At 43.8% G+C, this 25,083-nt stretch carries 24 protein-coding genes; 4 read left to right on the top strand and 20 right to left on the bottom strand.

Annotation, left to right across the window (positions count from 1 at the left end; genetic code table 11):
* Positions 1-161: 161 nt before the first annotated feature.
* The 4 genes from AC4PHM_RS09180 to AC4PHM_RS09195 all read left to right on the top strand — a co-directional run bounded on the left by AC4PHM_RS09180 (position 162) and on the right by AC4PHM_RS09195 (position 4,628).
* On the top strand, positions 162-572 hold the full coding sequence (locus AC4PHM_RS09180) for a PrgI family protein (RefSeq protein ID WP_492017515.1): 411 nt from the start codon (positions 162-164) through the stop codon (positions 570-572).
* Complete coding sequence (locus tag AC4PHM_RS09185) at positions 514-2,610, top strand: VirB4-like conjugal transfer ATPase, CD1110 family (RefSeq protein WP_492017516.1); 2,097 nt, start codon at positions 514-516, stop codon at positions 2,608-2,610. Before AC4PHM_RS09180 ends, AC4PHM_RS09185 begins: the two co-directional genes overlap by 59 nt.
* A 130-nt stretch (positions 2,611-2,740) precedes the next feature.
* Complete coding sequence (locus AC4PHM_RS09190) at positions 2,741-2,908, top strand: hypothetical protein (protein ID WP_492017517.1); 168 nt, start codon at positions 2,741-2,743, stop codon at positions 2,906-2,908.
* A gap of 52 nt (positions 2,909-2,960) precedes the next feature.
* Entirely contained in the window at positions 2,961-4,628 is a 1,668-nt protein-coding gene (locus AC4PHM_RS09195) for a recombinase family protein (protein WP_492017518.1), read from the top strand.
* Between the two features lie 144 nt (positions 4,629-4,772).
* Here AC4PHM_RS09195 and AC4PHM_RS09200 read toward each other — a convergent pair whose 3' ends face one another.
* The 20 genes from AC4PHM_RS09200 to AC4PHM_RS09295 all read right to left on the bottom strand — a co-directional run bounded on the left by AC4PHM_RS09200 (position 4,773) and on the right by AC4PHM_RS09295 (position 24,977).
* Positions 4,773-5,651, bottom strand: coding sequence for an AraC family transcriptional regulator (locus tag AC4PHM_RS09200; protein ID WP_492017519.1), 879 nt, complete (start codon positions 5,649-5,651; stop codon positions 4,773-4,775).
* Between the two features lie 143 nt (positions 5,652-5,794).
* Positions 5,795-6,052 carry a hypothetical protein gene (locus AC4PHM_RS09205; protein ID WP_492017520.1) on the bottom strand — a complete coding sequence of 86 codons (258 nt, stop codon included), beginning with the start codon at positions 6,050-6,052 and terminating at the stop codon, positions 5,795-5,797.
* Between the two features lie 62 nt (positions 6,053-6,114).
* The gene (locus tag AC4PHM_RS09210; protein ID WP_492017521.1) at positions 6,115-6,609 is read right to left on the bottom strand and encodes a nucleotidyltransferase domain-containing protein; all 495 of its coding nucleotides are present in this window, start codon (positions 6,607-6,609) and stop codon (positions 6,115-6,117) included.
* A 198-nt stretch (positions 6,610-6,807) separates the two neighbouring features.
* A complete protein-coding gene (locus AC4PHM_RS09215; RefSeq protein WP_492017522.1) occupies positions 6,808-7,446 on the bottom strand; it encodes a Vat family streptogramin A O-acetyltransferase in 639 nt (212 codons plus the stop codon).
* A gap of 34 nt (positions 7,447-7,480) precedes the next feature.
* Complete coding sequence (locus tag AC4PHM_RS09220; RefSeq protein WP_492017523.1) at positions 7,481-8,014, bottom strand: GrpB family protein; 534 nt, start codon at positions 8,012-8,014, stop codon at positions 7,481-7,483.
* A 111-nt stretch (positions 8,015-8,125) separates the two neighbouring features.
* Positions 8,126-9,589, bottom strand: coding sequence for an ABC-F type ribosomal protection protein Msr(D) (gene msr(D), locus AC4PHM_RS09225; RefSeq protein ID WP_492017524.1), 1,464 nt, complete (start codon positions 9,587-9,589; stop codon positions 8,126-8,128).
* A gap of 120 nt (positions 9,590-9,709) precedes the next feature.
* The gene (mef(A), locus tag AC4PHM_RS09230; protein ID WP_144742848.1) at positions 9,710-10,927 is read right to left on the bottom strand and encodes a macrolide efflux MFS transporter Mef(A); all 1,218 of its coding nucleotides are present in this window, start codon (positions 10,925-10,927) and stop codon (positions 9,710-9,712) included.
* A gap of 425 nt (positions 10,928-11,352) precedes the next feature.
* Positions 11,353-12,933: a recombinase family protein gene (locus tag AC4PHM_RS09235; protein ID WP_492017525.1), complete on the bottom strand. Its 1,581-nt coding sequence runs from the start codon at positions 12,931-12,933 to the stop codon at positions 11,353-11,355.
* A complete protein-coding gene (locus AC4PHM_RS09240; RefSeq protein ID WP_492017526.1) occupies positions 12,930-13,346 on the bottom strand; it encodes a recombinase in 417 nt (138 codons plus the stop codon). The genes AC4PHM_RS09235 and AC4PHM_RS09240 overlap by 4 nt, the downstream gene beginning before the upstream one ends.
* 4 nt (positions 13,347-13,350) lie before the next feature.
* A complete protein-coding gene (locus AC4PHM_RS09245; protein ID WP_492017527.1) occupies positions 13,351-14,910 on the bottom strand; it encodes a recombinase family protein in 1,560 nt (519 codons plus the stop codon).
* A gap of 62 nt (positions 14,911-14,972) precedes the next feature.
* Complete coding sequence (locus AC4PHM_RS09250; RefSeq protein WP_492017528.1) at positions 14,973-15,188, bottom strand: SHOCT domain-containing protein; 216 nt, start codon at positions 15,186-15,188, stop codon at positions 14,973-14,975.
* 140 nt (positions 15,189-15,328) lie between these two features.
* Complete coding sequence (locus AC4PHM_RS09255; RefSeq protein WP_492017529.1) at positions 15,329-16,033, bottom strand: N-acetylmuramoyl-L-alanine amidase; 705 nt, start codon at positions 16,031-16,033, stop codon at positions 15,329-15,331.
* The gene (locus AC4PHM_RS09260; protein WP_492017530.1) at positions 16,034-16,447 is read right to left on the bottom strand and encodes a phage holin family protein; all 414 of its coding nucleotides are present in this window, start codon (positions 16,445-16,447) and stop codon (positions 16,034-16,036) included.
* 112 nt (positions 16,448-16,559) lie between these two features.
* On the bottom strand, positions 16,560-17,921 hold the full coding sequence (locus AC4PHM_RS09265; protein WP_492017531.1) for a hypothetical protein: 1,362 nt from the start codon (positions 17,919-17,921) through the stop codon (positions 16,560-16,562).
* A 26-nt stretch (positions 17,922-17,947) separates the two neighbouring features.
* Entirely contained in the window at positions 17,948-18,139 is a 192-nt protein-coding gene (locus AC4PHM_RS09270; RefSeq protein ID WP_492017532.1) for a zinc finger domain-containing protein, read from the bottom strand.
* A gap of 1 nt (position 18,140) precedes the next feature.
* A complete protein-coding gene (locus AC4PHM_RS09275; RefSeq protein WP_492017533.1) occupies positions 18,141-18,914 on the bottom strand; it encodes a hypothetical protein in 774 nt (257 codons plus the stop codon).
* A complete protein-coding gene (locus tag AC4PHM_RS09280; protein ID WP_492017534.1) occupies positions 18,911-20,938 on the bottom strand; it encodes a hypothetical protein in 2,028 nt (675 codons plus the stop codon). Before AC4PHM_RS09280 ends, AC4PHM_RS09275 begins: the two co-directional genes overlap by 4 nt.
* Before the next feature lie 15 nt (positions 20,939-20,953).
* Positions 20,954-22,333, bottom strand: a complete 1,380-nt coding sequence (locus AC4PHM_RS09285; RefSeq protein ID WP_492017535.1) for a hypothetical protein — start codon at positions 22,331-22,333, stop codon at positions 20,954-20,956.
* Positions 22,330-22,698 (bottom strand): hypothetical protein, encoded by a 369-nt coding sequence (locus AC4PHM_RS09290; protein WP_492017536.1) that lies wholly within the window; start codon positions 22,696-22,698, stop codon positions 22,330-22,332. Before AC4PHM_RS09290 ends, AC4PHM_RS09285 begins: the two co-directional genes overlap by 4 nt.
* Positions 22,698-24,977, bottom strand: coding sequence for a phage tail protein (locus AC4PHM_RS09295; protein WP_492017537.1), 2,280 nt, complete (start codon positions 24,975-24,977; stop codon positions 22,698-22,700). The genes AC4PHM_RS09290 and AC4PHM_RS09295 overlap by 1 nt, the downstream gene beginning before the upstream one ends.
* Between the last annotated feature and the right edge of the window lie 106 nt (positions 24,978-25,083).

The following is a 25,083-nucleotide window of genomic DNA, read 5'->3' on the forward strand; positions in this document are numbered from 1 at the left end:
ATCAGGATAAAAATCCTGGAAAAATTCATTGATATCAAATCAATTATATCATCAGCGCATTGCCCATCGTGAGCCATTTTTATCGAATTCAAATCACTCGACAGAAGTATATTCTCACCAAATCCATCTTCAACGCCCATTAAGCAAAAGGAGGAAAGCCTGTGGCCTATGTCCCTGTACCGAAGGATCTGACCAAGATCAAGACCAAGGTGATGCTTAATCTCACCAAGCGTCAACTGATCAGTTTTGGCAGCGGTGCGCTTTTAGGAGTCCCGCTGTTTTTTCTTGCCAAGCCCCATATGAGCGTCAGCACGGCAGCACTGCTCATGGTGCTGTCCATGCTGCCCTTTTTCCTACTGGCCATGTATGAACGAAATGGTCAGCCCCTGGAAAAGATCCTCCAGCAAGTCATTCAGACCAAATTTATCCGGCCTAAGAAACGGCTTTATAAGACCAATAACTTCTATGCCGCCGTAGAACGGCAAACCAAACTGGATAAGGAGGTAAAAGCGATTGTCCACGAAGAAAACCATACAACGAAAACTCAGCCGCGAGGAAAGAAATCGCATTGAAAGCGCCATCGCCAGAGCCAAGCGTGACAGCAAGGTTCCAGCAACCGCCCAGCAGACGATCCCTTACCTACGCATGCATCCAGACGGCATCTGTCAGGTAGTAGATGCCTTGTACACAAAGACTATCCAGTTTCAGGATATCAACTACCAGCTGGCTCAGAACGACGACAAAACAGCCATCTTTGACGGCTGGTGTGATTTCCTCAACTACTTTGACAGCGCTATCCACTTTCAGTTTTCCTTCCTGAATCTGAGCGCCAGCATCGAGGCGTTTGAGCAATCCATCCTGATCCCGGATCAAAATGATGATTTCGACGACATCCGTGAAGAGTACGCCAATATGCTCAGGGGTCAGCTGGCCAAGGGCAACAATGGCCTGTCCAAGACCAAGTTCATCACCTTTGGCATTGAAGCGGAGAATCTTCGCACGGCCAAGCCCAGACTGGAGCGCATCGAGAATGATCTCCTGAACAGCTTCAAGCGTCTTGGCGTCGCCGCCGAATCTTTGAGCGGCAAAGACCGCCTGATGCTGCTTCACAGCATCTACCATCTGGATGGACAGGAGCGCTTTCTCTTTGACTGGGACTGGCTGCCGTTATCTGGCCTGTCCACGAAGGATTATATTGCGCCTTCATCGTTTGATTTCTCAGAAACCCGAACCTTCCGCATGGGCAGGAAGCACAGCGCCGTATCCTTCCTGCAGATCCTGGCTCCGGAGCTCAATGACCGGATGCTGGCGGATTTTCTGTCCATGGACAACAGCCTGGTGGTGACGCTCCATATCCAGTCCATTGATCAGACCTCGGCCATCAAGACCATCAAACGCAAGATCACCGATCTGGACCGGATGAAGATCGAAGAACAGAAGAAGGCCGTCCGGTCCGGCTACGACATGGACATTATCCCGTCAGACCTTGCCACCTACGGCGGTGAAGCCAAAAAGCTGCTGCAGGATCTGCAGAGCCACAATGAGCGCATGTTCCTTGTGACCTTTCTGATCATGAATACTGCAGACGGCAAACAGACGCTGGACAACAACATCTTTCAGGCTCAGGGCATTGCCCAGAAATACAACTGTCAGCTGGTCCGGCTGGACTTTCAGCAGGAATCCGGTCTCAACTCATCCTTACCCCTTGGCCACAATCAGATCGAGATCCAGCGGGGCCTGACCACCTCCAGCACCGCCATCTTCGTGCCTTTCACCACCCAGGAACTGTTCCAGCGCGAAGGTGAGCCTCTCTATTACGGGCTCAATGCACTGTCCAATAACCTGATCATGGTGGACCGCAAGGCACTGAAGAATCCCAACGGCCTGATCCTGGGCACACCGGGCAGCGGTAAGTCTTTCTCAGCCAAGCGCGAGATTGCCAATGCCTTTCTCATCACCAAGGATGACATCACCATCTGTGATCCTGAGGGCGAGTATTACCCCCTGGTGGAGCGCTTAAATGGTCAGGTCATCAAGATCTCACCCACCAGCGGACATTACATCAATCCCATGGACATCAATCTGAACTACTCTGAGGACGAAAGTCCGCTGTCCCTGAAATCCGACTTTATCCTGTCCCTGTGTGAGCTCATCGTTGGTGGCAGAGAAGGCCTCCAGCCTATTGAAAAGACGGTCATCGACCGCTGCGTGCGCATAGTGTATCAGGCCTATCTCAATGAGCCAAGGCCGGAGAATGTCCCCATTCTGGGTGACCTGCACCGAATCCTTCTGGAGCAACCGGAAAAGGAAGCCCGGCTGATTGCGACGGCATTGGAGATTTACGTCAGCGGCTCACACAACGTCTTCAACCACAGGACTAATGTGAATATCCAGAACCGCCTGGTCTGCTTTGACATCAAGGAACTGGGCAAGCAGCTGAAGAAGCTGGGCATGCTCATCGTACAAGACCAGGTCTGGGGCCGCGTGACCGCCAACCGGGCTGAAGGCCGAAGCACCCGTTACTACATCGATGAATTCCATCTGCTGCTCAAGGAGGAGCAGACCGCCGAAAACTCTGTTTTTCGACGGCCTGGTATCTTCAGGATCTGATCCTGAGATTAAACTGTGTTTCTACATTATCCAACCGCTGGTTTGCCCAATTTGACACATCGACAAACTTCACACACCAAAAAAGCGTGCTTATAATCATTATAAGCACCTCACTCGGAGGTGATTGTACATGGAAAATATCAAGAGTTTATCCCAAAATACAGTCGAAGCGGCTCAGCCTCACAGCACAAACGCGCCATCGAAAACAAAATCCTATCAGGATTTCATCAACGTGCTCTCGAAAATTATCGAAAAGCATGGCGCCGAAGTGTTGAATGAACTAAACCGTGCTGAGTAAATGACTGTATTCATGTCATTGATGTTTTCCAATATTTATTGGAGGTTTGACCATGAATAGGAGTGGGAAAAAATGTGTGCTTTATCCCCGGGTTAGTACTGAAATGCAAGTGGATGGCTACAGCCTGGATGGACAGAAGAACAGCTTAAGGCGTTTTGCAGATAGAGAAGAAATGGAGATCGTCAATATTTATGAAGATGCCGGAAAATCCGGCAAATCCATTGACGGCAGACCTGCCTTTAAGCAAATGCTGGCTGATATTGAAAACGGTTTAGAGATTGAATATATCCTGGTGTACAAGCTGTCTCGCTTTGGCAGAAATGCCGCAGATATTTTAACTTCGTTGGAGCACGTTCAAGCTTTTGGCGTCAATTTGATCTGCATCGAGGAAGGTATAGATTCCTCACAAGCAAGTGGAAAACTTTTGATTTCTGTACTCTCTGCCGTTGCTGAAATTGAACGCGAAAATATCATTGAGCAGACCATGAACGGTCGAAAAGAAAAAGCGCGTCAAGGCGGCTGGAACGGCGGTTTTGCCCCTTATGGCTACTTTCTCAAAGATAAGCAGCTTTTTATCAAAGAGGATGAAGCTGAAGCTGTCCGCATGATCTTTGATAAGTTTCTAAATGAGAAGATGGGCTTTACCAAAATTGCCAGATATCTAAACTTGCAAGGGATTCAGAAAATACAGCGAAACAACGGTACGCTCTCCCTGTGGAGTACGCATTTTGTCAAAGCGATTATTGATAACCCAGTCTATTGCGGCAAAATCTCTTATGGCAGACGTGTCCGCGAAAAGGTAAAAGGAAGCAAGAACACCTACAAGCAGATCCCACAGGAAAATTACATCCTGGCAGAAGGTCAACATGAGGCCATTGTCAGCGAAGCGCTATGGAATGCAGCACATGAGAAGAGAGAACTGACAGGTGTTAAGTCCCAGTCTAAAATAGGTAGGGACAGAATCCACTTGCTAAGTGGCATTTTGAAGTGTCCGAATTGCGGCGGCCCAATGTATACCAGCAAACGCGCCTGGACCAATAAAGATGGGACCTCGAAAGAAATTTATTATTATATTTGCAGCAGAAGGCGGGCAGCAAGAGGGAAAACCTGTGACTATAACGCCCAGATCAGAAAGACAGACATTGAGCCTCTTGTTATTGAAGCGATCCGCGAAATGATCACGAATCAGGATTTTGCAGGAGAAGTCAAATCGAGAATTGGAAAAGAGATAGACATCTCTACCTTAAACAGAGAACTGAAAAACTATGAATCCAAGCTGAGGGAAGTGGAAATGAATAAATCCCGGCTTGAAAATGAAATAGACACCCTGCCTGAGGACACGCGTTTCAGGGAACGTAAACTCCATGACATGACCCTCAGACTTGATGGGCTCTATGACACCATAGTCGAGCTTGAAGATCAAATTGAAGATGTAAATCTGCGTAGAAAAGCCGTTGAGCAAGAGGCGATCACTTTAGAAAACATCTATACCCTGCTGTCGAACTTCGACAAAGTATACGATAAAATCAGCGATGAAGAGAAAAAATCTCTGATTTCTTCTCTCATCAAAGAAATAGAGATTTTTCCAAATAATACGGCTGAACAGCCTCTTAAGTCTATAAAGTTCAATTTTCCCGTCTATAAAGAACCTGATGATTTTTGTGATACAACTCGCGACAAAAGGACGCACGTCTCTACATGGCTCGAGAGGACAGAATGAATGTCATTTGAAGTTGCCCGTTCTCGGAAACATATCCACTACGTTTTTGGCACTGTCAGTAGACGGGAACATATCCACCAATCGTACCATTTACGAAAAGGGCACTCTTACTAGGAGCGCCCTCAATCATAAACATTGATGTCATTAATAGTCTTTTTTCTTTACTGGAATCCAGATTTCGCTTCGATACTTTGGATTTCCAGTGTCTGGACTCTCATTCCATAAAATTTCAGGACCTTCAACCGCCTCGTATCCTGAGGATGGAAACCACTCTGAGTATATCCTACCCCACACATTTTGAAGTGTTTCCGGAAATGGTCCAATCGATTCAAATATTGCCCAGGTACAAGCATCTATTTTCAATACATCAAATTCCGCTGTCTCATCACTTGATGTTGCCACCCCGATGTAATGATCCAGCTCACCCTTTTCTTCCATTCTTCCTTCCGAGAAATTAATAGATCCACTAATAATCCCTGTTGGTTCTACATTTGAAAGTGCTTTTAATTCTTTAATAACCTCAGGGGTTAAAAGTTCAGTCATTTTTGCAATATCTGGATTGACACCTTCAAACATAATTGGAACTCTCTTCTTAAATCCTACTAACTTAAAAGGTCCTTTCTCAACAATACGATAGTTCATTTCGCATCCTCCTTTAATTGATAATTGAAAGGTCATTCGAGGATAAGCTTTTAATTGTGTATTCTCACTCCTTGCCTCAGAAGGGAGAATGCCATGCAGGGAATGAAAAGCACGGGAAAATGAATCAGCCGAATTATAGCCATATTTGACGGCTACATCAATTATTCTCAAATCCCTATCTTTCAAATCAAGTGCAGCCAACGTCAGTCTTCTTCTCCGAATATATTCTGATAAACTTATGCCTGCTAAAAAAGAAAACATCCGCTTGAAATGATACTCTGAACAATAAGCGATTTTGGATACTTCAATATAATCAATTTCCTCTGTTAAGTGCTCTTCAATATATGTCAATGCATTATTCATACTTCTTAAAGAATCCATTGAACAACCTCCTTTCATCATCAATATTATCAAAGGGTGCGTTTACTCATCCGACATTCTGTGCACAGTTTAGTCGATTCTCTTTCATGTAATTAGTATCGTTAAACTGAATTTAACTTTGGGATGTTTACCACAGGAATCCTTTACTTTTCTTCAGTGTATCTTTCTTGCTGCAAAAATTCCTTTACCTCGCTAAGGCGTAAATCCCAATATTTTTGCAAAAGGTAAATGATTTTCTCATCTTCAACTTTGGCTTCCTTCAGAGCCGCAGTTGCCTTTTCAATCCCAATGACTCTTTCTTCAAAGGCAGCTTCATCTAGCCATGCATTGCTATCTTCTCTTATTCGTTCCAACAGTTCACTTCCAAATCCCGAAAGGGAATCTCTAATTGAACGTGCCATATCTATTCCTCCTCTAAATTCTAATTTATTGCACTATTGATAGACAAATTGGAATTTGTCAGTTACTTGTATTCACTCGGAACAGGAATATTAAATCTCTCGCACAATAGTTTTACATCATGCATATCATTTTCATCATACTCATAGCCCAGATGAAATAATACTTGATTTTCAGCATCAATACATCTAACCATTTTATCGCCTATTTTCCCAATGCCACTAAACACTTTTGGTGGATATGCTTCTCCTTCAAAAACAATGTATCCTTTTTCGTTGAAATTAAATATATGAAGATCAATTACCCTACCTTTAGTATCCTTCCAAACCGTGTGAGATGTGGTGGTATATGCTTCTGTAACTTCCGCAAAGCCTTTTTCTTTTATTATTTCAATAAACTTTTTACTATTACTTTCTTCCACAAATAAATCAATATCATTGTGTGCTCTTGTTTCTTCTTCTAATAGTGCATCTACTCCCCAACCGCCATCAATCCATAGGTTAATTCCATTTTCTTCAGCGTATGTTATTATCTCAATGGCATCAGTTTTACTTACCATGTAATCCCTCCGTTCAAATTAAATCTATAAGTGATAAATCTCAAAGCTATTTCTCCTAATAATATAATGTCTATTGTTCCAATCAAAGCTAAAGATGAAGCTTGCCTTCTTTAGCTCGCAATAATTAGAGCTAAATCGAGGTTCCAGCACCCCCTAGATTTAAGTTCCCTTTTGTGCCGTGGTAGAAAGGCCCCAAGTCTAGGAATTTTTCATGAATTGCTCTAACCCTGCTTTGGATGTTAACATTTCAAGATTATTAAATATTTCCTCTTCGCTCCAGTTCCACCATTGTAGCTTTAGCAAGAATTCAATCTTTTCGTCACTAAAGCGTTTTTTGATAAACTTAGCTGGATTCCCACCATATATTGTATATGGCTCAACACTTTTCACTACTGTTGAATTAGCGGCAATAATCGCACCATCACCAATTTTAGTACCCGGCATAATGGTAACATTTTGACCTATCCATACATCATTGCCAATCACTGTATCTCCCTTAAAAGGAAGTTGTTCAATTGTAGGAGTCACCTTTTCCCATCCATGGCCAAAGATATTAAAGGGATAGGTTGTAATTCCATCCATTCTATGATTTGCACCATTCATAATAAACTTAACACCCTCTGCAATTGCACAGAACTTTCCTATTATAAGTTTATCCCCTAGAAATTCGTAATGGTGCTCTATATTATCATAAAATTTCTCCGGTGTTTTTTTATTATCGCTATAATAGGTATATTCCCCAATCTCCACATTGGGTCTTTTAGGTAGATTGCTTATAAAACAAACCGTCTTTATATTTTCATTTGGATAAAGTTTTTTCTTATCTGGTCCTATCATAGGATATACCTCTCTTTCATACTTTTATATATTTCTATTGTGTTTTGTATGATTTATTATTTTGATACCACAGCAAAGCATCCTTTTCTAGTTGCTTTACAAATGCATCCTTACCAGCGCAGTAGCCTTCAATATTCTCCGGGAACCGATTAGCCAGTTTCATCTTTAATTCACCATACTCTAAAGCGATGTCAGGATGTGTACGCAGAAAGTTCCTTACTGCTATGTGCCTAGTAATATCTTTGTGATTGTTTTGCTCAAAAATATGAATTTGGTGTGTCCTGTTATCGCCGCCTTTACGGAAATATCTCCGCCCTTTAATACCAAACTCACCCATACACTCATATCCAATGGCTACAAATTCTTCGTTATGCTTATCAACCAAACTAATATTTGTCACTACGGACATTATATCTATGATTGGTTTAGCATGTAACCCTTTAACTGCTGTACTGCCAATATGGTAAATCTCCACCAATATGTCCTTCAAAATACTACTTATTTTCTGTGCTTCATTTTCATACGCCGCTTCCCAAAAAGAGTCGTATGGAACTACCTGTATAAACATTTCTAAACCCTCCAATCAGATATTCATATCTTATTTCAATACATTAGAAACTAGCTTTATAATGAAGCCGCTAGCCAGAACAGACTATACTGACCAGCGACTACCTTAAATTTAATGTTTCAGATTTATTTTCTTATCACTAATTTCATAAACCACATCAGCTACATTATCGAGTAGCCGTTTGTCATGGGTGATAAACACTATAGTCCCAGCATACTCCTTCATTAGTATTTCCAAAGCCTCTAAGCTTGGTATGTCAAGGAAGTTGCTTGGTTCATCCATTAGTAGGATGTTATATCTACCCATAAGCATTTTAGCTAACAATAATTTCATAATTTCACCGCCACTTAAAACAGCTAAGCTTTTTCCTATATCGTTTTGTTTAATTCCCATTGATGCTAGCACTGAGCGAATTTCTGAAACATTGTAATCACAATCCTCCTGCATAAACTCCAGGACTTTCTGATTACTGTTGTACTTATAACCATTTTGTGCAAAGTATCCTATTTTTGCCTTAGGTGAAATAGAAATGCCCTCTTCATAGTTTAAGATCATTTGGATTAAAGTTGTTTTTCCTGTTCCATTACCACCAGTTAGAGCCACTTTTGATCCTAGCGGAATTTGAAAAGATGCATTTTCAAACAGTACCTTATCCCCAAATATTTTAGTAATTTCCGTACCGACAATAGGATATGGATTGTGGAGCTCCAATGCTTTACTTTGTCTGAAACGAATCCTGCGAATGTCTTCTGGAGCTTCTACATTTCCTAAGGCCGCAATCCTATGTTCTATGGATTTAGCGGCATTATGCATCTTTTTTTCCTTACTTCCTATTGATTTTTGATGAGCTAAACGCCCTCCGCCTTCAGTACCTTTTTTCTTTGAAGCACCTTTTGCCTTCTGTTCTATTTTACAGGCCTGTTTTCGCTTTTCCTCCGCGGCTTTTTCCAATCGGGCACGTTCCGCAATAAATTGTTCGTATTCTGCAGCTTGGCTCTTACGTTCTTCCTCTTTCTGACGAAGATAATCAGAATAGTTCCCCCAATACTCAGTGATTTTGCCATCTTTCAGTTCCCATATTTTATCTACTATTTCATCAAGAAAATAGCGGTCATGGCTAATAACTAACAGTGCACCTGTAAAATATTTTAGCTGTCCAATTAGAAAATCAATTCCTTCACGGTCTAAATGACTGGTAGGTTCATCTGCTAAAATACCATGAACTTGTGCTGATAAAGCCTGTGCTATTTTAAGTCTTGTTTCTTCACCACCGCTCATGGTCTGTATATCTAATTGCTCAACACCCAGCTTGCCTACAAGTGCAAAATCTTTTTCCTCCCGCAAACTTACTTCATCCAACTGAGGGATATAGGAAAGTTCACCCAGACGATTAATTTTACATCCTTCTGGAGTTAATTCCCCTAAAAGCACCTTGAGTAAAGTGCTTTTCCCTGCACCATTTGCTCCTACTAAACCAATACGGTCATAATCATATACTTCTAATTCATCTATATCCAAAACATCTCGCCCTGTGAATTCCACACGAATGTCTTTTACTTTTAATATCAATTCCATCTTATTTCCTCCTGTCTATAATCGCATGCTTTCATTTGCTTGTACGCAGGGAAAACCCTGCGATTTTAGCAGGAAGAATTACATGAAAATAAGATACATAAATATCCCTCCAATATTATTTTATTTTAAATCTAATTTTCTAACCTCTGTTATCATGGGGCACACTATAGCAATGCCAATAATTAAAATACCTGATAGTAAAAACCAATGATTTACACCAATTCTATCAGCAAAGAATCCAGAAAGAATTAATCCAATTGGCATAGCAAATGACATAATACTTCCGGTCAAAGAAAATACACGTCCTAAATATTCAGGCTTAATCTTCTCCTGAAAAAGAGCTGTTTGCACACCGCTATAAAATGGCACCGAAAGCCCCATTACTGCACAGCAAGCTACAAATATAACAAATCCACTTGGAGGAAGTAATCCTGAAACGGCTAAACTGGCTCCCATTATAAAGAATGAACCTGTTATTAGTAATACACGCTTTTCAAAGTTCCCCAACCTTCCTAATAGTAGACCGCCTACTAGCATTCCAGATGCAAAAGCGATTTCGGTAATGGAAATATGCACAGGTGTTCCATTAAAGTATTCCATGCTAATTAAAGGAAATAGTGCATTAATTGGCATATACACAAACGTATATAGCGTTCCTAAGAGTAATAAGGCAAATAAGCCTTTGTTTTGTCTCAATGCGACAATTCCTTCTTTCATTTCTCTTAAGAAATTTGGTTTCAAACTTTGCACTTGATCGCCCAGCTTAGGAATACTTACAATTGCTACCGTAATAGATGCAATCACAGCGCCCAATACATCGATAGCAATAATTGCATTTAATTTCCAAACGGAGTATAACAATGCTGCAGCCGCCGGACTAATAATATAGCTTATCGACTGCACAGACTGACTATAACCTGCACATTTCGTAAGCTGTTCTTCTGGTACTAAAAGCGGCGTAACCGCATTGAGAGCCGGAGAATGAAAAGCCGTTCCAATGCTGCGGATAAACAATACTACCATAACCATCCATACAGATAACTCCGTATACAATGCAACAATAGCGAGCACTGCTCCAGCTGCTGCTATAATTAAATCAGCACCAATCATTATCTTCTTCCTATCATGACGATCCACTAATACACCAATGGCTGGTCCAAAGACCGCATAGGGTAAAAACCCTACTAGTGAAGCCATAGACAAGACCATCGCAGATCCTGTTTTTTCTGTAAGGTAGAAAATTATCGCCATTTGCAGGATGGCACTAGTGATTAAAGATACCGCCTGCCCTGCCCATATAGTATAAAACTTAAGTTTCCAATTTATATATTTTTCCATTTCTATTATCTCCTGCATATTATTTTTGCTTAAATTTCTATTTTAAATAGTATTCTAGGCAATAAAAAATGCAGGCCAAAATCCACAATGTGGCTTTGGTCTGCATAACATACAACATGGAAACATTCTTTAAAATGACATAGTTAAATAAAACTATAGTAAAATAGTTTAAACCTCACCTTAACTAATGAATGCTCAATATCGTATAAATAAGCACAACAAAAAAGCCTATCATCGGGATAGATTCTGCCTTTTTTATTGCCAGCTTATCTTAAACGTATTGATGCTGTCATAGTTTCGGTTCCTCCTAAACTCTTATTTGTGTCAGCGATTATTATAACATAACGAATTGATATAATCAATATTTAAAAGTGGAAAAACCGCCAAAGGGTGTTGGTTCCCTCTATTGGCGGCGGCTCAATATTCTATATCTCTTTGTCTATTTGTATTTCAATTCCGGACTTAAATTCAACTATAATGTGGTCGTCGTAAACCGTTATCTTTTCCAGGAGAGTCCTCACATAATCTTCTTCATAATCAATCAGCTCACAAGGCAGGTCGTTAAGAAAACGCATCAACTCATCAATTCGCTTTTTCAGATCCTGTCGGGATGCCTGCTCATTTTGAAGGGCCTGCTTCTCATCGCGCAGCCTCCTAATCTCCAGACCAAGCTCATCCCCGGTATTCTTTGAATTAACAGTTGCCATTAGTTCCTGCTGCATTGACTTCATTTGTTCATCAATCGCTGTAATCTGATTTGAGGTGACTTCCTCAAGGCTATTCTCGATATTCTCTCGCAAAAGCGGCAGGATTGCTTCCTTTTCACGGAACGCTTCGTTTATGGCCTTTATAACTACATCATGGAGCAGTCCCTCGTGAACAGTTCTTGCCGGGCAATCAGGACCATCTTTTTCAACCCTACTGACGCAGCGCCAAACTGTGGATTTACACCCACGATTGTTCCATTTAATTCTGCGGAAGATGTCGCCGCAGTGCGCGCAGAATACTATTCCAGATAAAGCGTAACGGCCACTATAGATTCGTTTGCGCTTTGTGGTGCCTTTAGTAAGATTTGCGCGTCTTGCGATTTCCTCCTGTACCTTTAGGAAGATATCCTTTGGAATAATAGCTTCATGGCTGTCCTCTACATAATACTTAGGAACCTGACCTTTATTAGCTTCACGCTTCTTTTCAAGGATATCCACCGTATAAGTTTTCTGAAGTAAAGCGTCTCCAATGTACTTCTCGTTTGTAAGTATCTGCTTTATATTACTTTCATGCCATTTTTCATTACCCGCACCGTTTAGAATACCTTCGGCCTCAAGAGACCTTTTTATCTGTAAGAAGCTCTTACCGGAAAGGTACTCTCTATAAATGCGCTTCACGACTTCGGCTTGCTCTGGATCAATGATGAGGTGACCGTCTGCATCTTTGGTATATCCCAAGAACCAGTTGTGATTGACCTGAACTTTTCCTTGTTGGTATCGGAACTGCAAGCCCAGACGAACGTTGGCCGACAATGACTCACTTTCTTGCTGTGCAAGAGAAGCCATAATTGTCATGAGCACTTCACCCTTAGTATCGAGCGTATTAATATTTTCTTTCTCGAAATAGACGCCAATGTTCTTATTCTTAAGGGCTCTGGTGTAATTCAGGCAATCCACCGTATTCCTTGCAAACCGGCTGATGGACTTGGTAATAACCATATCTATCTTGCCGTCATTGCAGTCGTTAATCATGCGCTGGAACTCATCACGCTTCTTCGTATTCATTCCAGAGATGCCATCATCGGCATAAATTCCGGCTAGTACCCAATCCGGATGACTTTCAATGTATGAGGTGTAATGCTGGATCTGGGCTTCATAGCTGGTTTCTTGCTCATCGCTGTCAGTACTGACACGACAGTATGCTGCGACTCTGGTTTTCTGCTTTTTGTCGGTTGCTTTCTGTGTCCCGATGGTTTTCTTTGCTGGAATAACCGTTACATTACTCGCTAAGGAGATCATACCTCCACCTCACTTTCTATCAAGCTGTAGATGTACTCCGCCTGCTTAAATGGGTCAATGAATATCTTTCCTGCCTTCGGCATAGTAAATTTTGTCGCTGGCTTGCATTCCTCTACCGGCTTATCCGCAAATACTCTACCAAGCCTACTTTGACGTTTGATTCGTTCTGCTTCAGCTCTATCAAAAGTCTCCTGATCGATGATCGCAGGATAGTATTTATCACCAAGGTAGCGTTTATTTTGTAGCATTTTCTTTACACCTGGATGTAGAAGCGTAAGCCCAGCGGCCTCTGCAGCAGCAACGTAGGCGAGGCCGGAAAGATAACCTTTGTAAATCATCCTAACCTGCTCGGCTTGAGCTTCATCTATAACAGCTTTGCCTTTCTCAATTTTGTACCCATATGGAATTGGCATAATCTCACAACCTTTCTCTCAGCGTTAATCCACACTTTAATACGAAACCTATTTCATATCTTTTGAAAACGATAATGTAATCAACATGCTCCTCAAATGCATCAACATCAAATTCAGAAAAAATCCTTGAGCTGTTGACGTACTTGATGAGTTTATTCAAAGCTTCAACATGCTCGTACTCATGATTCACCGAAGCATATAGGGCTTCTTTTTCATCACTTAAATTTTTAGCCTCAGCAAGAAGACCTGAATTCTGATCGTTGAAAACAGCTGGTTCTAAATATTCCTTTGCAAATAAATTCATAAGCTGCTGCCTTTTGTTGAAATTGGCCTCAAGAGCCGCTTCCAACTTATTAATTCGGGCGATTGCTGCTTCCTGGTTAATGGCTTTAAGACTTGCAAGTAGCGGCTGCAACAACACCTTCTTAGTAAATGCCAACTTATTGATCATATTCAAAAAAGCCACTTCAAAACTCTTTTCGCGTATAAACTGCATGCTACATTGGTCTTTTTTCTTAAGATGTGTGTTGCAAGCATAAGCGTAATATTTTATTTTCGATTCGCTATGAGTTCTCCTTTTCCATGTAGCACCACATTCGCCGCAAACAATTTTTCCAGAAAAGGGATAGCGGTTTTGATACTTTGCATCGCCTTGCTTGATTTTCATGTCTTTGGAGCGCTGGTCAATCATGGCCTGCGCCGCTTCAAAATCCTCAACACTGATTATCGCTTCGTGATGCTCAGTAACGTAGTACTGCGCCTTCTCACCATTATTGATATGCCTAACGAAAGTCTCATCGGTAAATGTTTTTTGAAAAAGCACATCACCTTTGTACTTTTCATTTCGAAGGATCGCATTTACTGTGCCCGGGGTCCATTCTCTTTTTCGCCTGGTTGGGATTCCTTTATCATTAAGATCTCTAGCAATAACATGACCGCCTTTACCCGCTAAGCATTCTGCAAAAATATACCTGACGACATCAACCTCGTCTTCATTGATTACCATCAAGCCATCTTCATTTTTGTATCCATATGGCGGATAAGCCACAATGTAGGTTCCGTTTTTGAATCTCTTTTCAATGGACCATTTTTCATTCTCCGAAATGGATATGGACTCGCTTTCCGCTAAACTGCTAAAAATTGTGAGCAGCAGCTCATTTTCCATATCGCCGGTGTTGATATTTTCTTTCTCGAAGTAAATGAACACTTTCAGCTTTATAAGCCTTCTAACCGCTTCAAGGCACTCTGTGGTGTTTCTGGCAAATCGGCTTATCGATTTGATAATGATGAAATCTATCTTACCCGCTTCGCAGTCATCAAGCATTTTGAGAAGCCCGTCGCGCTTGGCCATGCTTGTACCTGAGATGCCCTCATCGTAGTAAAGTCCAACATACTCCCAGTTGGGATTGCTTTTTATACAGGTTTCATAATGGCATCTTTGAGCATCCAAACTGACGAGTTGTTCGCGGCTATCTGTTGAAACACGAGCATAGGCAGCAACACGCAGTTTTTTAGGTGCTTTCTGCAGTTTCTCGTTTGCTTCAATTTTTGTTATCCGTTTCATTGTCTCAACCTCCTTTCTTGCAGTACTATACATCACTCAAAAAGCCTTATTTATCAAGTCTTTTATGTCAGTATCTCGGCTAAAAGCGGAGGAAAGGTTTTGCGGTTTTTGACCATAATCTTGTCGTATTCGTCTTGAGAAATAAGGCCCTTTTCTAAGAGTTTTTTTGTAAGCCTATCTGCTATCAAATAATCATGCTCATTCTGAAGCGCTGCTTCTGTGGGCTTCTCAGCCTTATATTGAATGGAATCAACATCATCCAATTTTGTTATTTTCATTTTATTGGCCTCCTTCCGAAATCATCACTACCTTCGAAGTAAGCCAGGAGCTGTAATGAAATCGGACGGTTTGGTCAACAAAAAAAGCCCATAGAACGGAGCTCTTGGCTTCGTTCTATGGGCTTAATACAAAATCCTGGTCAGTTATATTTGATGTAGCCGTCAAAACCAGCTAACTTGAGTTTATCGAGAGTTGCTTCAGCGTTACTCTTTACGGAATATGCACCGACTTGGACGCGATAGTACTTCTTTTTTGTTTCATTAGTATCAACTGAAGGTGTGGTTGACGCAAGCAGTTTCCCAACATCCGCACGAAATGTATCCATCGACTTGCCATGCCTCGGAAACCAGTGCATGACGTCGCCGTGGTTACTGGCAACGCCAAGTTTATAGCCTTCTGAGTGGCAGATGATATCCTTTTCGGTGAGCCCATATTGCTTGCAGAGATAGACGCAAAGCTCCACAGCTTCCATATAAACGGCATTAAAATACGAGGCATCAATCAGACCATCCTCGCAGATTTCAAATCCTATATGTGAATCGTTTGCTGCGCCTCCGGCATGCCAGCCTCTATGATTCCAAGGTAGTGTCTGATAGGTGGCAATGCTTCCATCAGCCAGTTTGCCGATGAAACCGTGAACGCAGACCTGTCTGCCATCGGGCTTGTCCTGATTCCAGTGGTTGTTGTATTGATTCTTTCCCAGGAGTCCGTCGTCTGGTCCAATATAGCGTTTTAGAAAGGGATTGTTTGCACCTGTAGAATGCACCATGATGCCCTTCGGCGATATAGTTCTGCCCGCCTTGAAACAGGCATTGTTTATCAGAATTAGCTTTCGAAGAATCATTTAGGAGTCCTCCTTGTTGCTTCGGTTATGAAATTGTTCCAGGATATCCTTTAGCTTTTGTGGCACTGGCAAGCCAATGTGTGCCGCATTCTCAAGAATGGAGACACCCTCGTTTGATAGGTAGAAAAAGATGACAGCCGTTCTAATAACTGAGCCGTCACCAATAACACTTTGGTCGACGATATTCCCAATGGCCACAAGCGAGAAGATAAGCACCTTCTTGAAAATGCCTCGAAATCCGACCTCGCTGGACAAATTCTTATCTAGCACTGCACACATCAGGCCAGTGACATAGTCGATGATTACGAAGGCTAAAAGAGCATACAAGAAGCCGTCCCATCCTCCGAGGAAATACCCAAGACCTCCGCCTGCAGCAGCAATTGCCGCCTGTGTCCAATTCCATAATTCTTTCATAGTAGTCCTCCTTTAGTTTTGCGTACAAAAAAGACGACCGTAATTTGCGGACGCCTCTAAAGCTGTTCAGAGATTGTTGATATATAAAGCCCGGATACCTCAGGGCACTATTTTATTCATAAACGCGGCTGCTGCTGGTCCGGTCTTTTGTGATCCTGCCGATGTAGTCGCTGAGTCTGCCCTTGCCGAGTTTGCCGCCACTGTCCACAGTAAAGTCGGTATAAAACCCGTCTTTCCCGAAACGGTGCGTAATCTCCGTGATCAGTCCAAGGCTGATGGAGCCTTCGCTGTTGACGATGACCGCCTCGTCGCCCAAGAGGAGCTGCGGCCTGAAAGGACCTGTAAAGCTTTCGATTTTTCCAACATACTGCAGGCTGTCGGCAATCTGGGTGGCGTAGCTCTCGGCATCCGTGAGTGTTGTTCCTTCCGGTACGTTGATGTAAAGAGTCTTGTTCGCTTGAAGATTCCATCCGGTATAGGTCTGGACATTCCGGTATACTTTGATGCTAAAATCCCGGTTGTGAACGCAGACCCGTCGGTAGGCTTCCTGATCGTCCCGGACGATGTTTCTGGTAAAGATGTCCTTGTCACGCTGAAAGACATAGCTTGAGTTACTTGCAAATCCAGCATAGGTTGAAGCGCCAATTACCACGGTTCCATCAACAAGTTCTTTGATTTGCCAGTTATCAAACGCTTTTAGAACTTCCATGACGCCATCAAGAAAGCTCATATTGGGGTCGAACATATAGCCAGCTGACAGAGAAGTGTTTTGCACCAACATTTCATCAGTGCTGATATTAGCCTTATCAAGGATATCCCTGATTGTCTGATGCAGAAGCTGGTAGGTGTAGGAGTTGTCTTCATCGAAGCTCTGATCGCCCAGTGCTTTACCGATAATGTTCCGGCCATCCACGCTGATACTTTCGCCGAGTAGTTCAAAATTGCTCCGGTCCACATAAAAGCTCCCCATTGGATAAGGCTCACTGTCACCAATGATGAACTCAAATACCACTTTACTGCCAGGAGAGAGAAGACTGGATTCTTCTGAAATGGCAACGTTGCCTTCGTATTCAGGGTTTTCGTTAATCGGGTTTTCAAGACTCAGCGTAAAGGATGTGATTGGGGTGTCCATTGAACATTTGATGCTACCCGAATCCAGATATCGGTCCATCTCGAACATGTACTCGTGGATGAGCAACTTCTGCGCATATGGAGTCCGAAAGCAGCCTACTATACCAAACCCAGAGAGTGATTTCAGTTCCAGATTGCTAAGGCCAGTATCATTTTGGGGACTGATGTACACCGTGTCCTGCCAAATCGGAGCTGAAAAATCACCATTTAAGCGATTGCTTGGTTTCCCGTAGAGTAGACCGTTATTGATGAAAAACAGCTGGCCTTCTGTTTTAGGGAATTGAATAAAATCAGGATAAGTGCCGTTCCCGACAATAGCATCATTTTCGAATGTCAGCTGCATGCTTTCACCTCCACTAACTCAGTCTTTCATTGCGTTGATTCTTCTTCCGGGACCACTTCTGCAGATTTCTTCGTGTCCGCTATTTCAACAATCGGAAGCTCTGACAGATCAATCGGTGCATCACACAAATAACAGTTGATGCTGTCCGATATAGACTTGATGGTTAAGACGGTGCCGCAACCGCTGCAGACGACCGTTCCTACGTGCCACATACTCATATCATTCATCTCCCTTCGTTTTTAGGATCACGTCCCGGATGTATGGACCGATTTCACTTTCAATATGGTCCTGTCTGCCCTGCAGCTTGAAGTGGGAGATGCCCACTTCGTATAATGCTTCAATCTGATCCATACCAAGACGCATCTTGAACCGGCCACCAGATTGGTTTTTACAGATGCAGACGTCCTCGTAGGATTTATCGAAGCGCTTCATTTGAAGTGATAACTGTCTGTAGTGCTGTCCACGCTCTGCACAGTTTTGGTAGCAGTTTTCGTTCACTAATATCTGCAGCTTGCGAAAACCAAGCCCTGCCAAGTCCTCCAGATGAGAATTGAAATCCGGGCTCACCGCATAAAAGTCGCAACCTTCTATCTTTGGCACCACTGCGGTAATCGATGAGGTGACCGCGAGCCCAGGATAATATTTCTTAATGTGGTCAAAGAGCTTTTGTTCTGAGAGAATTACGCCGTTCAAAGGGCTGACCGCTAATTTATCAAGCACTGCATTGCACTCGTAATCCATCAATTCATGATCTTCAACGATTCCAGAAAAGGTCGCATCTACACCGATCTCATTCGCATTGAAAAGCTTGATAACCCTGATAAAATCTTCAAATCCAGTGTCACGGTTAAAGGGTATCCGGCCACCGTTCCATAGCGACGTGAATGCCGCATCATAGACCTGCACTCGATACCCATTCTCCATCAAGAGCAGCGAATACTTCAGCAGTTCCTCCGGGTAAGACACTGCGCCGCCTAAATGCCAAGTAATCATACGCCCTCCGCATAACTGACCGAAAAGGTCACATCCAACACGAATTGGTCTGTCTTGTGGATACCTTCAGTTTTATAGGATGCTGTAACTGCCTCCGCGTCTGTTGGGGGTGTGGCTAGCACCACGAATACCTCCGAATCATCCACATAGAAGGTCCTGGCAGATCGGTCAATCCCGCAGTAGAATATTGGGCTGCCATCAGTGATGATGTTGTTTACACTCGTCACTGAATGCGAAATAGGTGACTGTGGCGCGTAGTACTCCACTCCATCCGGAAGTAGCTTGATGAATTTTGCGTTGGCGATGTTGGAATCGCTGATCAGGCAAAGACCCTCGCCAACCAGACCTCCGCCGTAAAGCGACATGGTATTGCCATATGTGCCTGAATAGGCCAAAGTGAATACGCCGCTTACCAGCTCGTAGATTTTGTAGTTGCCCGCAGCAAAGGTATATATTTTCCCGTTATACTCGCAGACTGCGATTTGATAAGTAGCGTCATTGATCTCCTGGGTAATCGTTTCGTTCACTGTGTCGATTGAGACTATGACCAAACCGTTGTAGCCTGAAAGAACTGCATGGTTGCCATCAGCTGTGATGAAATTATTTTGAAAGTTATTTCTACCAGAACCTCCAGCTTGCGATGTTCCCGCGCGGTAATACTTCCCATCGACTGCTTTCTTTGCAAGTCTGACATAACCAGCGCTGTTATCAGAGTAGATCAAAAACAAGTCGTCAGTTGTCATTACACCTGTAGAGGGTGTAATATCTCCAAATCTTGAGAGAGTTGATTTTGCAAGATCAGTTGAATAGTCAATCCATACATTTGCCGGAAGTACGCATACCTGTTCGGTGTTAAGGAAAATGGGCTGGCAAGATGATTTTGAACTGTACCACGGTTTGTCTGGAATTGATCCAACAGATGGGCTGAATGAGCCGTACTGTCTTAGAAAACCCCGGTGAACCTTGCCATATTGAATTTTGTACTCGCCATTACCAATCCACTTATTTCCCCAAGGTGTCGGATACACCACGCTGGGATAGGAACTAAATCCTGAACCACCGTTACCGTGATTGGTACCGCATGAAAGTGCCACCCTTGGCTTTTTCTCAAGGGTATGTGCGGTAGTGATTGAATTGACCTTCACATCGACCATCGGAGTTTCAACGTATGGACTTGGAATCAGGAACTTTGTTTTCACATTATTCCCTGTCCCGAGAGGAACGTTTTCATAGAGGACTTTCCCAATAATGGCGCTCTCCGGTACAATGATAGACGCTGTCTCTGCCACCTGAATTTCCTTGATGAATAGATTAGCATCAGCGATTTCAAAGCGGACCTTGTAGGATTCTGTGGCTGCTGTTACATCATAAGCAATCCGATTGGACGATTTCGAGGCTGCACTGGCATCACTGATCCCTGCCGCATTGATAGAGTCTGCATCGAGTGGTAGTGGATTTCGCCCTACCTTGATCGTCGATGTGATGTATCCATAATTCAAAATGTAATACGCCGCTCCATAGGACACCTGTGATTGGCTGAAGCCCAGCGGTGAAGTAACCGAAATCTTGCAGTAAAGGGTCGCGTAAATGGTGACGACGTCTGTATCGGTTTTCGTAAAACTGATTGGATTGCCTTCAGCATCCTTAAGTAGAGCGTGGGTCACCAGCCGGCTATACCCTCTGATGCCAACTTCAGTTATAGTCTCCCCAACAGCCGTGCTGGGTGAAAGCTCAATCTTCTCCTTAATGTAACCCGAGTCACTTGAATAGACTTCTTCCACACGGGTAGAGCTTACCTGGGCAATCTGAGAAAAGAGCGATGTTCTGGTTGGAGAAAGTTCTCCAGTTCCACGGCCGTAGCAGATATAGTCAAACGGACTTCTCCTGTCCGAGATGATCTGGGTCCACATTGCGCTGAGCACCATGTTATAGGCAGTGCCGATCAGGCGCTCTTTGCCCGTTTGCATGTCTTTGACATACACTTCAAATTTATTGTGAAGCTTGACGCTTGCGTTAAAATTCATAGTATCCCTCCTGAACTAAAGTGGATTTGTCCCGACCTTGATCAGATTAACCGAGGCGATGCTCAGGACGGCTGACACTTTCTCGTTTCCATAAAGACTTGAAAAAGTACACTGGATGAAGCTAATGCTTGTCAGACTCAAGGTCGGCTCGATGGTTTCTGAGACAGAAGGTGGTTCACCAGTTGCGAGTACAGAAAAGCTTCCAAACTCAGGCTTACAGCATTCAGAGTGGTAAGAGTTGATGCCACCAAGGCCGTTATAGGTAACCGTCCAGCTGCCAACACTGACCAGTGTATTTGCTGTCGTCAGCTGAAGTATTCTGCTCCCTGACTTAGCCACAGCCACAATCGTGTTGTTTGTGATGGTAAAACATTCAGGACAGTTTGGGACTTCATAAAGATCCGTGTCGTATTCAATTTCAATCAAATTGTCATCCATGCGTTTTGCGCGGACGATTGTAGGCACAAAACCGATGATCACATCAAACGGACAGAAGTTAACCTTGCCAAAGGTGATGCTCGAATCAACACGCTCTGTCTGTTTCAGATCGGTGTATATGATCGGGATCAGCTTTACTTCGTTCAGAGATAACGCTGCATGAACGTTCTCTGGGATGATGGCCATTCCCGACCAATTTCGCTGGGTGATGATCCATTGAATGTCCTTATTTGTCTTTTCAATGCTAAACCCGAGCCGGTAGTCATTGGTCAAAAACAGGTTTAAGTGTACTGCACCTGAAACAGAGGGAAGCACTCTGGCGATTTCCCAGATGACTGTGCCGTCAGCTTGTCTGCAGTAGTTGCGGTACCAGACAGTACCATCGGCCTTGATGTAACCGACGACAATTCCCTGATCAAGCTCGGAAGAATACTGATTTCGCCATGCCCGAATTGCCCGGACATAACTGACGCCAGTATCGAGCTGAGAGAGGGTAGATGAATCGTCCCAAAGCTGTCGCCACAAAATGCCGGAGGAGTCCACCCAAAATATCCACGGCTTTTCATCAGTCACCAAGCGCCATACTCCGCGATACCGCTGCCAGTTACCGTCAAAGGCAAGTGCTACAGATGAGCCACTGCCCAAGATGAACTGATCCTTCCAGCCCTCCTTGAAGGTGTCCGGATACTCCCGGATTGATGTTCCAACCACACCGTTATCAACATGAATTTCATAGATTCTATTGGGACGACCATAAGGTTTATATCGTCTGGGAGAAACGCTGACATCCCCAAGTCCAGTCTTTTGGCGGATGGTTTCAACGGTCCAATAATCCGAGTCCATGATAGTAGATCTGGCCCGGCTTACTTGGATGCTCATTTGTGGTGCAGCTTTATTGGCCGGTGTCTGCTGATCGCTTTTTAGCTTTTCTTCCATCAAGGAGTTAACGCTTCTCACAGCGCCACCTCCTCTTTAAGGATCATCCTGAGCTTGCCTTCAAGAAGGCTTTTATCCTTGTTTCCGTGGGCAAAGTTAATGCGTTTCCAGGCAATTTTATCCTCAATGTACACAAGATACTTCTTATCAAGAAAGATCAGCACCAGCGGTGTTCCCTGATCAATCAAGCTGTTTAGTTTTTCAGCCTGACTGAAGGTGGACACAATGGTGCCTTCCATGCTTTTAAGAGCGCTGCCGACAATTTGAACGTGATAGCTCCCGTCTAAAAGTCGGTTTACTTGCCTGTTTGAGGAGTGTTCAATCGGCGAGATTTCCTTAAGAATCCTCGACAAGATTTCGCCTGTATATGTTTCCAGTCGTATCATCAGATTCTCGCCTCCCTCCTGAACTGATCCATAATGATTTCAACAACGCCAGTGAGTTCTTTTTTGCTGTTTATTCCACGGACTTCAATGACACCGGTATGCTCGACAATTGATTTTGTAGCACTGGCTAGGCTGGACCCGCTACCTTTTATGTTGAAGTTTGTGTCCACGTTAAAGTCGGTTGGGATAGATGTTTGCATATCCTTTGAGACCTTGGTCATAATCTGGTCAAAGCCAACACCGATACCCGCCCCCATATTCTCGCCAATCCCTGCAAATACTGTGGAAGGTGAATGAATGCCGAGCAGGTCTTTTGCCCCATCAACGATGCCGGAAAAGAAGCCGCTGACTTTATCACTAATCCAAGTACCCATAGATTTGATGCCATCCCATAGGCCGGTAACGATGTTCTTGCCGATTTCAAATACAGCACCTACAGCTTTGCCCAGCCCAAGAACTAGAGCAGAGATGATTTGCGGTAATGACGCTACAAGCTGGGGTATGGCCTTGATTAAACCGGCCGCGAGCTGAACGGTTAGCTGTATACCCATGGAAATGATGGCAGGCAGGTTGTTGGTGATGAAATTGATGATGCTCGTAATAATTTGAGGCAGTGCAGCAATCAGCTCTGGCAGTGCGTTCAGTAATCCCTCTGCCAAGCCCTTGATAATTGCAAAGGCTGCCTCGAGGATTTTATCCATGTTGTCCAGCAGCACCTGAACGATCAGGAGAATTGCCTCAACGATGGAAGGAATTAGTTCTGGTAGAGCTTCTGCAATACCCAAAGCCAGAGTGACGATCATCTGAATCGCGGCTTCAATGATAGCAGGCAGATTATCGATGATGCCTTGCACCAGCGTAAGGACAAGCTGCAGAGCGCCTTCCGTGATGGCGGGCAGCGCCTCGATTAAACCTTGAAGTAGCGTCATGACGATAGAAGAAGCACAATCAACGATTGTTGGTAAGTTACTGGCGATTGAGCTTACGATGGCCATGACAATGTCCATACCAACCTGAATGATTCTTGGGAGGTTCTCCATAATCATGTCCACCAGACCGCCTACCGTATTTCCAATAACCTCGCTGATTTTATCGAAGTCATCGCCAGCTTCAACCAGTCCGGAGGTGAAGTTTCCGAGTAATGATACTCCGTCATCGGCGAGGGTTTGCAGCTGTGGCAGAAGTACAGTTCCCATCACTCGCTGTGCGGCTTCCGAACCCTGCTTCAGTCTCTGGACAGAATCATCAAAGGCACCGAGCTTTTCGATGCTTTCTTCGCTTAAGACAGCACCCATACGCTTTGCTTCCTCGGTTAGTGCGGCGATGCCAGCACTACCTTGAGCAATCAGAGGATTTAGCTCTTGCGCACTCTTACCAAAAATCTGCATAGCAAGAGCGTCTCGTTCGGTCTCGTTTGAGATTTTCCCAAGGGCATCGATGGTTTCCCAATATACCGTCTCGCTGTCCCTGAGTTGACCATTACTGTCTGCCACGGAGATGCCCAGCTTCGCATATGCATCAGCGAATTTCGCCGAGCCATCTCTGGCATTCGACATTGATTTTACCTGCTTAGCCATAGACCCGGTTAAGGTCTCCATGGAAACATCAACAAGGTCTGCGGCGTAGTTGTAGGCTTGCAGACTTTCTACGGACATACCGGTGACGGTGGATTGTGTCAGCATTTCGTCTGCATAAGCGGCCGCTTCTACCGTCATGTCGACGAGTGCTTTGCCCGCCCCAATGGCAGCTGTGCCGATAGCAGCGAAGGCCACACCCATAGCTGCCCCGACACCTTTGACTGCAGAGCCCAGCTTTTCAAATTTACCTCCGGCTGAGTCGGCATCTTTTCCTGTTTTATCAAGCTCATCGCCGAACTGGTCCGCTTGTTTTTCAGCTGCGTTAAACTCGTCGGCGACGCCATCCAGGGCTTTTTCATTGCCCTTTAGCTCACGCTCCATACCATTGAGTTCAGCTTGGGCATTATTGAGTTGGACTGCCCAGGCTTGAGTTCGGCGATCGTTTTCACCAAATGAGTCAGAGGCGTTCTGCAGAGCTTTACGCAAGGTTTCGATTTTGTCCTTCTGAGCATCGATCTGCTTGGTGAGCACCTCATTCTTGGAGGTGAGGGACTTGACGCTATTTTCGTTTTTGCCGAACTCAGACTCGACCAGTTTCATTTCAGAGCCGAGTACCTTGAAAGACTGATTGATATCAGTAAGAGCCCTTTTGAACTCTTTTTCACCCTCAACGCCTATTTTTAGGCCAAAGTTATCCGCCATGTTCCCATCACCTCCTTAGATGTCATTTGGTATGATTTCATCGATGTAATACTCACGGGCTGCCTTTGCGAGTCCGTTGAACTGCTTGTATACCTCCCACTGGTCG

It is taken from the genome of Acidaminobacter sp. QWL-03 (genome assembly GCF_058683855.1).